The sequence below is a fragment of the Nocardia sp. NPDC056611 genome (genome assembly GCF_042792755.1).
In the GTDB taxonomy this organism is placed as follows: Bacteria; Actinomycetota; Actinomycetes; order Mycobacteriales; family Mycobacteriaceae; genus Nocardia.
Genome location: NZ_JBHTVV010000003.1, coordinates 872,591 through 888,024, shown reverse-complemented (window position 1 = coordinate 888,024; position 15,434 = coordinate 872,591). Strand labels below are relative to the sequence as shown.

Annotated in this window: 11 protein-coding genes; 4 read left to right on the top strand and 7 right to left on the bottom strand. The window is 67.6% G+C overall.

Annotation, left to right across the window (positions count from 1 at the left end; genetic code table 11):
• The first annotated feature begins 5 nt into the window (after window positions 1–5).
• The gene (locus ACFRAQ_RS20605; RefSeq protein WP_379101818.1) at window positions 6–1,535 is read left to right on the top strand and encodes a substrate-binding domain-containing protein; all 1,530 of its coding nucleotides are present in this window, start codon (window positions 6–8) and stop codon (window positions 1,533–1,535) included.
• A gap of 66 nt (window positions 1,536–1,601) precedes the next feature.
• Here ACFRAQ_RS20605 and ACFRAQ_RS20600 read toward each other — a convergent pair whose 3' ends face one another.
• From ACFRAQ_RS20600 to ACFRAQ_RS20570, 7 genes are all read right to left on the bottom strand, one after another.
• A complete protein-coding gene (locus tag ACFRAQ_RS20600) occupies window positions 1,602–2,528 on the bottom strand; it encodes a potassium-transporting ATPase subunit C (protein ID WP_379101816.1) in 927 nt (308 codons plus the stop codon).
• The gene (gene kdpB, locus ACFRAQ_RS20595) at window positions 2,528–4,678 is read right to left on the bottom strand and encodes a potassium-transporting ATPase subunit KdpB (RefSeq protein ID WP_379101814.1); all 2,151 of its coding nucleotides are present in this window, start codon (window positions 4,676–4,678) and stop codon (window positions 2,528–2,530) included. The genes ACFRAQ_RS20600 and kdpB overlap by 1 nt, the downstream gene beginning before the upstream one ends.
• On the bottom strand, window positions 4,675–6,351 hold the full coding sequence (gene kdpA, locus ACFRAQ_RS20590; RefSeq protein ID WP_379101812.1) for a potassium-transporting ATPase subunit KdpA: 1,677 nt from the start codon (window positions 6,349–6,351) through the stop codon (window positions 4,675–4,677). The genes kdpB and kdpA overlap by 4 nt, the downstream gene beginning before the upstream one ends.
• Window positions 6,351–6,422 (bottom strand): K(+)-transporting ATPase subunit F, encoded by a 72-nt coding sequence (kdpF, locus tag ACFRAQ_RS20585; protein WP_379102194.1) that lies wholly within the window; start codon window positions 6,420–6,422, stop codon window positions 6,351–6,353. The genes kdpA and kdpF overlap by 1 nt, the downstream gene beginning before the upstream one ends.
• Before the next feature lie 326 nt (window positions 6,423–6,748).
• The gene (locus ACFRAQ_RS20580; RefSeq protein ID WP_379101810.1) at window positions 6,749–8,506 is read right to left on the bottom strand and encodes a serine/threonine-protein kinase; all 1,758 of its coding nucleotides are present in this window, start codon (window positions 8,504–8,506) and stop codon (window positions 6,749–6,751) included.
• Window positions 8,507–8,608: 102 nt separating this feature from the next.
• Window positions 8,609–9,262, bottom strand: coding sequence for a hypothetical protein (locus tag ACFRAQ_RS20575; protein WP_379101808.1), 654 nt, complete (start codon window positions 9,260–9,262; stop codon window positions 8,609–8,611).
• A gap of 189 nt (window positions 9,263–9,451) precedes the next feature.
• Entirely contained in the window at window positions 9,452–11,662 is a 2,211-nt protein-coding gene (locus tag ACFRAQ_RS20570) for a protein kinase (protein ID WP_379101806.1), read from the bottom strand.
• Window positions 11,663–11,968: 306 nt separating this feature from the next.
• On the opposite strand from ACFRAQ_RS20570, the gene ACFRAQ_RS20565 reads away from it, so the two are divergent.
• From ACFRAQ_RS20565 to ACFRAQ_RS20555, 3 genes are read left to right on the top strand one after another with little or no spacing between them, the layout of a single operon-like run.
• On the top strand, window positions 11,969–12,121 hold the full coding sequence (locus ACFRAQ_RS20565; RefSeq protein ID WP_379101804.1) for a hypothetical protein: 153 nt from the start codon (window positions 11,969–11,971) through the stop codon (window positions 12,119–12,121).
• Window positions 12,118–14,634, top strand: a complete 2,517-nt coding sequence (locus ACFRAQ_RS20560) for an ATP-binding protein (protein WP_379101802.1) — start codon at window positions 12,118–12,120, stop codon at window positions 14,632–14,634. Before ACFRAQ_RS20565 ends, ACFRAQ_RS20560 begins: the two co-directional genes overlap by 4 nt.
• The gene (locus ACFRAQ_RS20555) at window positions 14,631–15,332 is read left to right on the top strand and encodes a response regulator (protein WP_379101800.1); all 702 of its coding nucleotides are present in this window, start codon (window positions 14,631–14,633) and stop codon (window positions 15,330–15,332) included. The genes ACFRAQ_RS20560 and ACFRAQ_RS20555 overlap by 4 nt, the downstream gene beginning before the upstream one ends.
• Window positions 15,333–15,434: the final 102 nt, after the last annotated feature.

The window sequence follows — 15,434 nt, the reverse complement described above, 5'->3', positions numbered from 1 at the left end:
TTTCTGTGAACGGCTTTCCCGTGGAGATCGTGCTGGCCCTGATCGGTATCGCGGTGCCGATCATGGCCTTCGTCTGGGAATTCGTGCTGGTGGGGCGGAAACGGCTCGGATATCGGGTGCAGATGGACACCCCGGTGACCGGGGAGATCGAATCGGTCTTCCCCGGCGTGCTACCGCAATTGCGGCCCGAGGGCGACGGAGCCGCACCGGATCTGCAGGATCTCTCGGTGGTGCTGGTGCGGATCGAGAACAACGGCCTCACCGACGTCGACAGCACCGATTACGCGTCGCCCGAGAGCGATCGGGTCGGGATGCACATCCATTTCCCGCATCGGCGGGTGATCGGTATGGCGGTGACCGAACTGTCCGACGACGCGATGGGTGACAGCCTGAAACCGGACACCGGGATCGGGAGCCGCGAGGACGCGCAGCATCGGGTCGGGATCATCGACCTGCCCAAGGTGCCGATGGATCGGGGCGATCACTACAAGATCCTGGCCATCCTGCAACGGACGGCCGGGGCCGGGGAATATCCGCCGCCGGTGGTGCGGGCCAAACTCAAGGGCGGGCGGGTGTCGGAGACCCGCAGCCGCATCGGCGCCTCACCGAAACTGCTGGCGCTCATCGGGTTCCTGGTCGCGGTCATCGCCGTGCAATTCGTCGTCGGACTGGATGATTCGGGCAGGAAGGACGCGGCGGATTGCGGGTCCGGCAAGCTCACGCTGGTCGGGTCCACAGCCTTCGAGCCCACCATCCGCGAAGCCGCGGCGGCGTACGCGAAGAACTGTTCCGCGCTGGCGTTCGACTTCGAATTCGACAGCAGTGACCGGGGTTTGAGCCGGGTGGACGAGCAAGGCAAGAACGAGCCGGGACTGCTCGCGATCACCGACGGCCCGAAGGGCGTCGGCTACCCGACGCTGCTCCCCCGCCCGCTCGCGCTGTCACTGTTCACGATGATCGTCAACCCCGCGGTGGGAGTTCACGACCTGACCACCCAGCAGATCCGAGACATCTACGCGGGCCGGATCGACAACTGGCAGCTGGTCGGCGGCCCGGATCTGCCGGTGCGCGTGGTGAATCGGATGCTCGGATCCGGCTCCCGGGAGACGTTCCGCCTGCATGTGCTCGGCGACGACCAGCCGCCCGCGCCGGCCGCCACCAGCTGCCGCACCATCGCCGCCACCAAGCCTCCTGGTCCCGCCTTCTGCGAGGTCCCGGTGACCAATGACATGCTGCGAACGGTAGCCGATCTGCCGGGCTCCATCGGCTACAGCGAATTCTCCGACGCCGCGAAGGCCACCGGCGTCAAGCCGGTGACCATCGATGGTCACACGCCCACCCGGGAACAGGTACTCGCCCACGCCTATCCGTTCTGGAGCGTCGAATACGCCTACAGCAACGGTGAACTCCCCGCCGACTCACCGGCCGCGGCGTTCCTGCGTTTCCTCACCGGTGGGACCGGCAAGGACGTGCTGCGGTCGCGGGGCAATACCCCGTGCGGCGAACTGCCGAACCCGACCACCTGTTCGCCGTAGCGGTGAAAGACCAAGGGGCCCGGTCGCCTTCGTGAGCGAGGCGACCGGACCCCAGGTATCGGCTGATCAGCCCCGGAACGGGTACTTGCTGTCCAAGTCGTAGTTCAGCTCGACGACATTGACTGTGGGCTCCCCCAGGAAGCCCAGGGTCCGGCCGCTCTTGTGGGCCTCCACGACGGCCTCGATCTGGTCGGCGGACACGTTGCGCGCCTTGGCGACCCTCGCCACCTGGATGGCCGCGTACTCCGGGGAGATCTGCGGATCCAGGCCGGAGGCCGAGGCGGTCACCGCGTCGGTCGGCACCGAGGTGTCGGAGGACGCGTCACCGCGGATCGGGACGATCTGCCCGGCGGAGTAGTCCTCGCCGCGCTGGGCGCACTCCACCTTCACGCCCTCGTACGCCTCCTGGAACGGGGTGGTCTCGTGCTTCGGATCGGCCGAGCACGCCTCGTTGACGCTGATCACCCGGGTCGGGCGGGTGACCAGGCCGTGCGCGTCACGCTCGCCCATGACCGCCAGCACCGCGCCGACGCCGCCGGAAGTGCAGTACGGGCGGCTGCCGTCCACGCCCTCCAGCGTGCCGACCGCCGCGCTGCGCGCGCAGACCGTGCTCAGCAGGCTGAGCTTGTCCTTGCTCGGATCCTCCGCGTCCAGGGTGTCCACGGTGGACTCCGGGCCCATATTGCCGAAGGCGGAGTTCAGCGCGTGGTAGCCGTCGGTGCTCTCCTCGGACCACGCCGCATTGGACGGCCGCGTCTGGAAGTACTGCACCAGCGCGTTGCCCTTGGCGTCGGTGTAGGCCTGGCCGATCAGGCTGGACCCGACGATCTTGCCGTCCCGCTCGATCAGCGAGCCGTTCGCCTTGTCCTTCAGGCCCGGCAGCTGCGAGACACCGAGAACGACGGCGGGATAGATGATTCCGGTGATCACGGTGAGCACCAGCAGCGCGCGCAGCGCCGCGACGTGTTGCCTGATCCAGGCCGACATACGCATCAGGACATCCCCGGGAAGAATCGAATGACAAGATCGATGAGCTTGATCCCGATGAACGGCGCGACGATGCCGCCGAGGCCGTACAGGGACAGGTTGCGGCTCAACAGTTTCGACGCGCTGGACGGTCGATAGTTCACGCCGCGCAGTGACAGCGGGATCAAGGCCACGATGACCAGGGCGTTGAAGATCACCGCCGACAGGATCGCCGACTGCGGCGAATGCAGCCGCATGACGTTCAGCAGGTCCAGGCCCGGGAAGATCGACACGAACAGCGCGGGAATGATCGCGAAGTACTTGGCGATGTCGTTGGCGATCGAGAACGTGGTCAGCGCGCCCCGCGTGATCAGCAACTGCTTGCCGATCTCGACGATCTCGATCAGCTTGGTCGGGTCGGAATCCAGATCCACCATATTGCCCGCCTCTTTCGCGGCGGACGTTCCGGTGTTCATGGCGACACCCACGTCGGCCTGCGCGAGCGCGGGCGCGTCATTGGTGCCGTCACCGGTCATGGCGACCATGCGGCCGCCGGCCTGCTCCTTCGTGATGAGCGCGAGCTTGTCCTCCGGAGTGGCCTCCGCGAGGAAGTCGTCCACGCCCGCCTCGTCGGCGATGGCCTTGGCGGTCAGCGGATTGTCGCCGGTGATCATGACGGTGCGGATGCCCATGCGGCGCATCTCGTCGAAGCGCTCCCGCATACCCTGCTTCACCACATCCTTGAGGTGGATGACGCCGAGCAGCTTGGCGGTGTCCCGCTTGATCTCCGCGACCACCAGCGGGGTGCCGCCGGAGGCCGAGATGCCGTCGACGGTCTCGCCGACCTGGCTCGGGATCTCGCCGCCGTGGGCGCGCACCCACTCGGTGACCGCGCTGGCCGCGCCCTTGCGCAACTGGTGTCCGTCGGACAGGTCGACACCCGACATGCGGGTCTGGGCGGTGAACTCCACCCAGGTCGCGCCGGTGAGCTCACCGGCGGTGCGCTCGCGCTTGTCGTACGCCACCTTGGCGTACACGACGATCGAGCGGCCCTCGGGGGTCTCGTCCGCGAGGCTGGAAAGCTGTGCGGCGTCGGCCAATTCGTCGGCGGTCACGCCCGGCATCGGCACGAAGTCCGAGGCCTGGCGGTTGCCCAGGGTGATGGTGCCGGTCTTGTCGAGCAGCAGGGTGTTCACGTCGCCCGCGGCCTCCACGGCACGACCGGACATGGCCAGCACATTGCGCTGCACCAGGCGGTCCATACCCGCGATGCCGATGGCCGACAGCAGCGCGCCGATGGTCGTCGGGATCAGGCAGACGAGCAGCGAGACCAGCACGATGCCGGTGACGCCATGGCCGTCCAGGGCCGGATTGTCCAGCACGCCAGAATTGTTGGCCTTCGAGAAGATCGCCGCCGGCTGCAGCGTCGCCACCGCGAACACGAAGATGATCGTCAACGCGGCCAGCAGGATGTTGAGCGCGATCTCGTTCGGCGTCTTCTGCCGCGACGCGCCCTCGACGAGCGCGATCATCTTGTCGATGAACGAGCCGCCCGGCTCCTGGGTGATCTGGACGACGATACGGTCCGACAGCACCGTGGTGCCGCCGGTCACGGCCGACCGGTCACCGCCGGATTCGCGGATGACGGGAGCCGATTCACCGGTGATGGCCGACTCGTCCACGGAGGCGATGCCTTCCACGACATCACCGTCGCCGGGGATGACCTGACCCGCCTCGACGACCACGTAGTCGCCGCGACGCAGCTCCGGAGCCGCCACCGGCTCCTCGACGACGCGCGCGCCCGGCGACCAGTTCGCCAGACGACGAGCGACGGTGTCGGTCTTGGCTTTTCGCAGCGTGTCGGCCTGCGCCTTGCCGCGGCCCTCGGCCACGGCCTCGGCCAGGTTGGCGAAAATCACTGTCAGCCACAGCCAGACGACGATCGCCCAGGCGAAGAACGTCGGGTTCGCGATGGCCAGGATGGTGGTCCAGACCGCGCCGATCTCGACGATCAACATCACCGGATTGCGCCACATGATGCGCGGATCCAGCTTCTTCAACGCGTCCGGCAGCGACTTGATCAGCATCTTCGGGTCGAACAATCCCGCTGACACACTGCGTTTCGGGTTGCTGTGCGCCGTCCGCACGGGCACGGAATCGATGGTGGGAGTGCTCATGAGTGGATTCCTTCAGCGAGCGGGCCGAGCGCCAGCATCGGCAGGAAGGTGAGCGCGACCAGGATGACGGTGACCCCCGCGACCATGCCGACGAACTGCGGCCGATGCGTCGGCAGCGTGCCCTCGGAGGCCGGGGTGTGGCCCTGCGCCGCCAGCGAGCCCGCCAGCGCCAGCACGAAGATCATGGGGAGGAAGCGGCCGAACACCATGGCCAGGCCCAGTGCGGTGTTCCACCACACGGTATTGCCGGACAGACCGGCGAAGGCCGAACCATTGTTGTTGGCCGCGGAAGTGAAGGCGTACAGCACTTCCGACAGCCCGTGCGGACCCGAGTTCGCCATGCTCGCGCGTTCCCCCGGCAGGGCCATCGCGACAGCGGTTCCGGTCAGCACGATCAGCGGCGTCACCAGGAAGTAGGCGGCCGCGAGCTTGATCTCCTTCGGAGTGATCTTCTTGCCCAGGTACTCCGGGGTGCGGCCGACCATCAGGCCCGCCACGAACACGGTGATGACCGCGAGGATCAGCATCCCGTACAGCCCCGACCCGGTACCGCCGGGCGCGACCTCCCCGAGCTGCATGTTGAACATGGTCATCATGCCGCCGAGGCTGGTGTACGAGTCGTGCGCCGAATCCACCGCACCCGTGGAGGTGAGCGTGGTCGCCGTGGCGAAGGTCGCCGAATTCGAGACGCCGAAGCGGGTTTCCACGCCCTCCATGGCCGCGCCGACCGCGGACGGCACCGTGCCGTGATGCCGCAACTGGAAGATGTTCATCGCCGTCAGGCTGAGCACGGCCAGGGTCGCCATGACGGCGGCGATGGCCACACCCTGCTTCGGCGAGCCGACCATGCGCCCGAAGGTGCGCGGCAGCGAGAAGCTGATCACCAGCAGCATGAAGATCTCGACCCAGTTGGTCCACGCGGTCGGGTTCTCGAACGGGTGCGCGGAGTTCGCGTTGAAGAATCCGCCGCCGTTCGTGCCGAGCAGCTTGATCGCCTCCTGGCCGGCAACGGGTCCACCCGGCAGGGTTTGTGAACCGGTGTTGCCCACCGTCCGAGCGATCTGGTCGTACACGTGCAGGTTCTGGATCACACCGCCCGCGACCAGCACGATGGCGAAGAACACGGCCAGCGGCAACAGAATTCGGGTGGTTCCCCTCACCAGATCCACCCAGAAGTTCCCGAGCTCGCCGGTCCGGTGCCGGGCGAAACCGCGCACCAGCGCGACCGCCACGGCCATCCCGACCGCCGCCGACACGAAGTTCTGCACGCTCAGACCCACGGCCTGAACGACATGACCCATCGTCGACTCACCGGCATAGTTCTGCCAGTTCGTATTCGTGACGAAGCTGATGGCGGTGTTCCACGCCAGATCCGGGGTCATCTTCGTGCCCGGATCATTCAGGTGCCACGGCAGTTTGCCCTGAAGAAGCTGCAGGAAGAACAGGAACAGCACGCTGATGGCCGAGAACGCCAGCGCGCTGCGCGCGTAGACGGCCCAGGTCATCTCGACCCCCGGCTGCACGCCGATCAGTCGATAGATCCCCTTCTCGGCCTTGCTGTGCTTCTCGCTGCTGTAGACCCGGTACATGTAATCGCCCAGCGGCACATGCACCGCGACCAGCGCGATGATCAGGGATACCGCGAACAGGATCCCGGCGGTCGTAGTGCTCACTAGAACCTCTCCGGATACAGCAGCGCCACCACCAGATAGACGGCGATCCCCACGGCCAGAATCAGACCCACAACGTTCTGGATCACAGCCGCTCCACCCCGCGTTGGATCAAGCCGAACAGCGCGAACAACGCCACCGTCAGCACCGTGAACACCACGACGGACATCTCTGTTGACCTCTCTCTGAACGGCGCGTCCCAAGACGCGCCGGAGTGAGTCAAGCGCCCGTCAGCCCCGATTCCGAGGGCCTTTACGCCTTCTTAGCGGACCGCCCGGTCGCCTTGACGCTCCACTTACAGCGTCGCTCCGGGGGCCGTACGGATGTCGTCCACATACCGGCCAGGTCCATCAAAGAACTGTCAGGACCTGCTGTCTCAGGCCTCGGACAGCCCGATGACCTAGCGCCCGAGCACCCTGAGGATGGTTCCGTCCAGGCTCGCGGAGACATAGCCGCCGTCGTTGTACACGTTGTCGATGTAGACGCGAAGGACCTGCCGCCCGTCACTGAAAGTCCCGTCGGTGTCGACGATGATGTAGCGAGTCGTCGGGTTGGAGACCTTCAGTTTCTGAGTTGCCTCGGCCAGCAGGCCCGGGAGGATATCCCAGTTGATAGAGCTCAGATCGAGCGTTTTGCCGGTGAGTTGGCCGCCCACGCCGTCGCGTTTGGCGGCGCCGTTGCTGTAGCTGAACGTGTCGTAGTGGTTGGGCTCGGTCGCGACGGGTGCGCCGGAGGACACGTGTTCGGGATAGATGGTGGTTTCGGTGAATTGCTTTCCGCCGGTGACCTTCTCCAGTGCCGCGATGGCCTTGCGGACTCCGTCCGGAGTCAGCAGATCGACGGCGGGGGCGCCCTTGGCGGTGGTGGGCGCGATGATCGTGGGCTGCGCGACCCCGCTGCTCAGGATGATGTCGGTGGGATCGGTCTGGCCGGTCGGCAGGCTCACCCCGCCCTGGCTGTCGGACGAGGGCCACAGGGCGATGGCGGCGGCCACGGCGACCACCAGGCCGACGGCGACACCGGCGAAGATCCACGGTCGCGCATTGCGTTGCGGCGCAACGGGTGTGGGGTTCGGCGGCATCGGAACGAACGCCTGCGGAGCGGTGTAGCCGCCCGGGTGCGGGATGGTCGTCGCGAATCCCGGCGGCGTCGTCAGCAACGGCTGCGGCTGGGCCGCAGCCGCGAACGGCTGGGGCTGAGCCACCGTCGCGTAGGCCTGGGGCTGCGGGGTCACCGGAAACGTCTGGAACGCCTGGGGTGGCGGGGTCAGATCCTGGGGGGAGGTGACCGTGCCGTGCGAGCCCGAGAACTGGTGGTGCGCAACCTGTTCCGGGGCGGTGTCGCCGGTGGCGATCACCTGGGAGAGCATCCGGTCGATCTGGTCGGCGGGCGGGCGGTGGCCCGGATTGGGGACCAGGAGGGCTTGCAGGACCGGGGTGAGCGGTCCGGCCTGCCGCGGGGCCGGGACCGAGCCCATGAGGACGGCGGCGAGGGTCGCGACGTCGGTGTCGCGGCGCATGGGCTGGTAGCCCTCGACGGCGGCGAACAGGACCAGCCCGAGGGACCAGAGATCGGAGGCGGGGTTGCCCTCGTGGCCCTGGAGGCGTTCGGGGGCGACGTAGGGCAGGGAGCCGACGACGCTGCCGGTGGAGGTGAGCCCCGTCAGGTCGTTGACGGCGGCGATGCCGAAATCGGTGAGGACGGGCGAACCGTCGGTGCGCAGCAGCACGTTCGGCGGTTTCACGTCGCGGTGCAGGACGCCGACGGCGTGGGCGGCGCGCAGGCCCGCGAGGATGCCGCGGCCGACCAGGGCGGCGTGCGCGGGCGTCATGGGCCCGTCGCCGAGCCGGTCCCCGAGCGAGCCGCCCGCGACCAGCTCCATGACGATCCACGGATGCTGCTCGGCGGGCGTGTCCACGATGTGGTGGATCGCCACCACATTGGGGTGGGTGATGCGGGCCAGGGCGCGGGCTTCGCGCAGCACGCGTTCGCGCTGCACCTCGGCGGCGGTGGCCTCGCCCTCGGCCTTCACTTCCTTCAGCGCGACCTCACGGTGCAGGGCCACGTCGTACGCGCGCCACACCGTGCCCATGCCACCGCTGCCGAGTGGTTCGATCAACTCGAAACGCCCGTCGACCATTGCCCGCCCGGAATTCACGGACGTCAGCTTAGGGTTCCCACACTGCCTACGCGAGATCTGGTACCGGTTGGTCTTTTCCGGCCCGCCCGGATCCCGCCGGCACCGCGGCCGGTCGCTCCCTCAGCCGCCCTGCAATGCGTTGCCGATCCCGGTGGCCGCGCCGAGCTCGTAACCGACAGCCGCGCTGATGGCGCCGATGGTGACACCGGCCACGATCGCACTGAGCACCGCACCGATCACGGCACCGACGCCGGCCCCCGCGAGGGCGCCGCCCCCGATCCCGATGGGCGCACCCACTCCCAGGGTCGGAATACCCATGGCGAGGCCACCCGCGACCCCGCCGACGGCCGCACCGGCCGCAGCCCCGATGAGCGCTCCCGGCACTGCCCCGACCACGGCGCCCGATACCGTCCCCAGGACCGCGCCGATGATCAGACCGGCGGCGCCACTGCCCACGTTCAGGTTGGTGGCGTTGTCCGAGTAGCCGGCGGCGACGGGGACCGGGTGCAGTCCGTCGCCGACGGCGGCCTGAGCGGCGGCCGCGGCGTTCTTCGCCTGATCGAGGACGGCGGCGGGAATCGCCGGCACGCCGGGCTGTGCCAGGCCGTTCTGCAGCTGCTCGAAAAGCACCGGGGCCGGGTCGCCGGGTTGCGCCGCTGCCTCGGCGGTGGCGATGGAGCAGGTCACGGCGACGGCCAGTGGTATCGCGCCGACGATCGGCACCAGGGCGCGTCGCGACGCGCGGGTCCGGGATCCTCCATACCGACGAGCCATTCGACCACCCTCTCGCTGGATTCGACTTGGAAACGCTCCCCTGACTACCGGTGATGGACACGTGCGTCACGAACGATAGCTGATCGGTAGCTATTTTCGGCTGAACGCCATGGCCTGTCTCGAATCCCGCGCGGATCCTGTCAACAACATGGGACACGGCCGTACCTCGGGCAGGCCGTGGCTGATTTGCTAGACCACCCGCTCGAGCGCGCGCAGGTCTGCGTGCAGCTTGCGGAACAACCAGTAGACGGCGACGAATGCGAGCCCGGAGGCCGCGCACAACCCCAGAACCGAATCGCGCACGAGCGGAAGCTCCTCCGGTTCGAGGGTGGTGAATCCGGCCAGCACCCCGACCAGCGGCACTGATGCCGTCACCGCGAGATAGGCCGTGGTTCTGCGACGCAGCGCGCGAAGATCGGCGGAGTCATCCGCCGTGGTACGGCCGCGGCGCAAGTAGATGGGATAAACACAGCGGACGACGTAGAACGTCGAAAGGAAGAACGTGTAGGCAACCGAGACGGTGCCCATCACCAGAACGGTCGTCACCGCGTGGACCACCATCCGCGCCGGGAGGTCGGTGAACCGGATGAGCAGCACCACCCCCATCGCGGTCCCGAGAACCGCGAACAGGAGAGTGTTCATCGCACACAGGTCGCCCCAGAACAGTGTTCGCGACCGCACCCGCGCGAGCATTACCTCGTCGTAGCGTCTGCCATGGCGCAAGCCGCGCGGAACCGCGAGCAGATCACGCGACATGTACACGTAGACGAGGACGGACAAGGGCAGGGCACAGAGCTCGAAAACGATGACGCCCCTGAGGAGCTGCATGATGGTGGCATCGGTCAGGTGGTCGGCGAGCAGTGCCCGCATGTGCACGCCCCCATAGATATGAGCCAGGCTGACGCCGACCAGCGAAGATGACCACAGGATGAGGGTGGGCTGTCGGGAAAGTCGTGCCCGCCAACTGTTCGGCGGTGGGTAGACCAGGTCACGGGCCCTGTCCTCGAGGCACAAGTCGAGCTGCTGAGCCAATTCCGTGCCGCACGAGTAGCGGTCTTCGCGGTTGGGCGACAGACACTTCAACAGCACTCGGCGCAGCGCCATCGGGCAATCCGGCGGAAGCTCCGACAGGAACTCCGGCTCGACGGGTTTGCGCCGCAGCTCGAGCATGCGGGCCAGCGATGTCTCCGACTCGCCGGCCGACGCCTCGTCCGCGAATGGGCGGCGGCCCGTGAGAAGCTCCCACAGCATGACACCCAGCGCGAAGATGTCGCTTCGAGTGTCGAGGTCGGCGGCGGTCGCCGGCAAGTCCGGATGGCAGGCCTCGAGCTGTTCGGGCGACATGTACGCCAGTGAACCGCCGAAGTACGCCAGGGGGCTCGTGCCCTTGATGCGGTTGCTGGAGCTGACATTGAAGTCGGCCAACTTGGGGATTCCCTCAGCACTCAGCAGCACGTTCGCGGGTTTGATGTCTCGATGCAACACCCCGCGTTCGGCCGCATGCTGCAGCGCGTCCGCAAGTCGGCGGCCCAGCCAGGCGACGGTCTCCGGCCACGTCAGTGCCGCGGTCCGGGTCCGAACGGCGGATTCGGTGGGCCGAACCTCGCCCTTCGCCGCGAGTACCTCGTCGATGGCATCGAGCAGCAGCTGCCCACTGCGGTGTTCCGCGGGTCTCGCGCGCTGACAGCGCAGCACATCGAGCAGTGTTCCTCCGGGCAGGTACTGCATGTAGAGCAGCTTCAGCTCGCCATCGGCGATCAGCCGCTGGTCGTAGATGCGCACGATGTAGTCGTGGTCCAGTTGGGCGAGGGTCTGCGGCTCGATGCCGTGATTGTGGGAAATCTTGACCGCGACCAGTCGCTGCATCGATTGCTGCCGAGCGAGATACACCTGGGCGAAGGCACCGGATCCGATCCTCATCAGGAGGTCGAAATCGTCGATACGCTCGCCGACATCGATGGCGTCGAGAACTACTTGGGCACGAGGACGAGCAATCATCGTGCTGCGGTAATCACTCGTGAGCCATGCCGGTTCAGGGCCGGCCATGGCAGTGGCCTCGGCACGCGTGGCAGTCGCATCGGCGGCGGCGGAACCGCGGCGCATGGCGTGGAATTCCTCGTAGACCAGCTCGGCCGGCAGCGGACCATTCTGCAGCTCCGCGAATTCCGCACGATATTCGGTCAGCCGTTTGGGAAAGTGATGACGAAGCCAGCGGTATTCGAGGTCGATCTTGATCAGTTCGATCAATATCGTCCGCCGATCAACCGGTTCACCGGGTAGATATGCCGACAGGTCGGGTGGGAACCCGGATGCCCAAGCCTCTGAAAACAGTGCCACGACAGTGGCGAGCGCTGTGCGGGTTCGTTCAGCTGAATCGACCAGATCGATCGGCTCGTGCATCGGCAGCTCCAGATCAGCCCCAGGCGATTACACGGCGGCTACGCGCGATGCGACCTCGTACCGTAGTAGCCCCGCATCGTCACCTTTCCACCAGACCTCCTGTTCAAGGGTATCGCTCCGAAACGAGCGCATGGGCGACACCAGTAGGGAGCGGCCACGGCGGACTCGCTCGCTCGGATGACGTCAACAACCCGACACACCCCGTAAAGAAACCGTCAGGATCGGGGACTTGACCAGCATCGGAGGTATGAAGTGGGGAGCCCGGCCACGGCCGGGGCGATCGCCGTACACATCCAAGGAGACACCGTGCCGCACGTCGCCGTCACCCTGATGGTGATCTTCGGGTTCATCGGCTGCGCGCTCATACTGCGCGCCATGGCCAACGCCGAAGCCGCCCGCGAACCCGTCCGCATGGCACCGCAGGACATCCGCGCACCCCGCGCGATGATGGACGAGTGAAACGCGGCCAATTACGCATCTACCTCGGGGCCGCGCCCGGCGTAGGCAAGACCTACTCGATGCTGGCCGAAGCCCATCGACGGCTGGAACGCGGCCGCGACGTGGTGGCCGCCGTCGTGGAGACCCACGGCCGCAGCAAGACCGCCGAACTGCTCGCCGGACTCGAGCGCATCCCGCCCAAGCTGGTCGAGTACCGCGGCGCGACGCTGCCCGAACTCGATGTCGAGGCGGTGCTGCGGCGGCATCCCGCCGTGGTGCTGGTGGACGAGCTGGCGCACACCAACATTCCCGGCGGCAAGCACGAGAAGCGCTGGCAGGACGTGCAGGACCTGCTCGACGCGGGCATCGACGTGGTGTCCACGGTCAATGTGCAGCACCTCGAGAGCCTCAACGACGTGGTCGAGCAGATCACCGGCGTGGTGCAGCGGGAAACCGTGCCGGACTGGGTGGTTCGCGCCGCAGACCAGGTCGAGTTGATCGATATCACCCCGGAAGCGCTGCGGCGCAGAATGTCCCACGGCAACGTGTACGCCGCCGAGAAGGTGGACGCCGCGCTGCGCAACTACTTCCGGCCCGGCAATCTGACCGCGCTGCGCGAACTCGCGCTGCTGTGGCTGGCCGACCAGGTCGACGCCGCGCTCGCCAAATACCGTGCCGACCACCAGATCACCACCACCTGGGAGGCGCGCGAACGCGTCGTGGTGGCGGTGACCGGCGGCCCGGAGTCGGAGACCATCGTGCGGCGCGCCAGCCGCATCGCCGCCAAATCCAGCGCCGAGCTGATCGTGCTGCACATCGTGCGCGGCGACGGACTGGCCGGAGTCTCGACGCAACGTCTCCACCGTCTGCGCGATCTGGCCACCGGACTCGACGCCGAATTGCACACCGTCACCGGCGAGGACGTCCCCACCGCGCTGCTGGATTTCGCCCGGCAGGTCAATGCCACCCAGCTGGTGCTGGGCACCTCCCGGCGGTCGCGCTGGGCGCGCATGATCGACGAGGGCATCGGCGCCACCGTGGTGCAGGAGTCCGGCAAGATCGACGTCCACATGGTGACCCACGAGGAATCCAACCAAGGCGGCTTCCGCTGGTCCGCGCTGACTCGGGGCGAACGCAAACTGGGCTCCTGGTCGGCGGCGGTCCTCGTGCCGTCGCTGATCTGCGCGGTCATCTACTTCTGGTTCGACCAACTGCTGGATCTCAGCGGCGAGAGCGCCCTGTTCTTCATCGGCGTCATCGCGGTGGCGCTGCTGGGCGGCGTCGCTCCGGCGGCGTTGTCCGCCTTGCTGTCCGGCGTGCTGCTGAACTGGTTCTTCACCCAGCCCCGCTACAGCCTCACCATCGACCAGCTCGACAACTTCCTCACCATCGTGGTGTTGCTGCTGGTGGCGGTCGCGGTGGCGGCGCTGGTGGATGTGGCGGCCAAGCGAACCTTCGAGGCGCGCAAGGCTTCTCGCCAGGCCGAGCTGCTGACCCTGTTCGCGGGCTCGGTGCTGCACGGCGCGAACCTGCAGGATCTGCTCGAACGCGCCCGGGAGACCTACGGCCAGGACGCGGTCGGCCTCGTCACCGACGACGAGGTGATCGCGTCGGTGGGAGATCAGCCGCCGACCAAGGTCGGCGACGCCGAGACCGCGGTGGAGGCGGGCGATGACATGCATTGGCTGCTCTTGCGAGGACGAGCCGTGACGTCCGCAGACCGCCTGGTGCTGGGCGCGGTCGCGAACCAGGCGGCGGGACTGGTGCAGCAGAAACAGCTGCGCGCCGAGGCCAGTGCGGCCCAGGCGGTCATGGAGGCCGACAAGCTGCGCCGCGCGCTGCTGTCGGCGGTCAGCCACGACCTGCGCACCCCGCTGGCCGCGGCCAAGGCGGCGGTGTCGAGCCTGCGCAGCGACGACGTGGAGTTCTCCCCCGAGGACACCGCCGAATTGCTGGAGACCATCGAGGAATCGGTGGATCAGCTGACCGCCCTGGTCGGCAATCTGCTGGACTCCTCGCGCCTGGCGGTCGGGGTGATCACGCCGCAGATGCGCAAGGTCTACCTCGACGAGGTGGTGCATCACGCGCTCATGGGGATGGGTACCCGCGGCATGCGCCGCACCACCATGGACCGGGTCAAGGTGGATGTCGGCACCATCGCGGTGTACGCGGATTCCGGTCTGCTGGAACGGGTCCTGGCCAACCTGATCGACAACGCGGCCCGCTACTCCCCCAGGGATTCGATGGTGCGGGTCGCTGCCGAGCAGGTCGGCCGGCGGGTCGCGATCACGGTGGTGGACACCGGGCCCGGGGTACCGACCGGCCTGGAAGATCAGCTCTTCGAGCCCTTCCAGCGGCTCGGCGATCGCGACACCTCCACCGGCGTCGGCCTCGGCCTGTCGGTGGTGCGCGGATTCGTGGACGCCATGGGCGGCGTGGTGCACGCCGAACCCACCCCCGGTGGCGGCCTGACCATGGTGATAGATCTACCCGGGGGCGACGAACCCGCGGACACGACCGAGGAGAACAGGTGACCAACGCGGCGGCAGCGCCGATCAAAGTGCTGGTGGTCGACGACGAACCACAGATCCTGCGCGCCCTGCGCATCAATCTGTCGGTCCGCGGCTACGAGGTGACCACCGCCTCCACCGGCGCCGCCGCCCTGCGCGCCGCCGCCGAGAAGCACCCCGAGGTCATCATTCTCGACCTCGGCCTGCCCGATATGGACGGCATCGAGGTGCTGGGCGGGCTGCGCGGCTGGACCACCACCCCGGTCATCGTGCTGTCGGCCCGCACCGATTCCTCCGACAAGGTGGAGGCCCTGGACGCGGGCGCCGACGACTACGTCACCAAACCGTTCGGCATGGACGAACTGCTGGCCCGTCTGCGGGCGGCCGTGCGCCGCTCGGCCGTCACCGCCGACACCTCGGAACCGGTCATCGAAACCGCCTCGTTCACCGTCGATCTGGCGGCCAAGAAGGTCACCCGCCACGGCCGCGACGTCCACCTGACCCCCACCGAGTGGGGCGTGCTGGAGATGCTGGTCCGCCACCAGGGCAAACTGGTCGGCCGCCGGGAACTGCTGCGCGAGGTGTGGGGCCCGTCCTACGCCACCGAAACCCATTATCTGCGTGTCTATCTCGCCCAGCTCCGGCGCAAACTCGAGGACGACCCCTCACAGCCCAAACACCTGCTCACCGAGGCGGGCATGGGTTACCGCTTCCAGCCGTAGAAGATCAGGGAGCTCCCCGGGAGCTCCCTGATCCTGTTCGCAGCCCCGGGGTTCGGCAGGGCCGGCGTGGGTTCGGTCACGACGGCGAATTCCCCGGGGTGC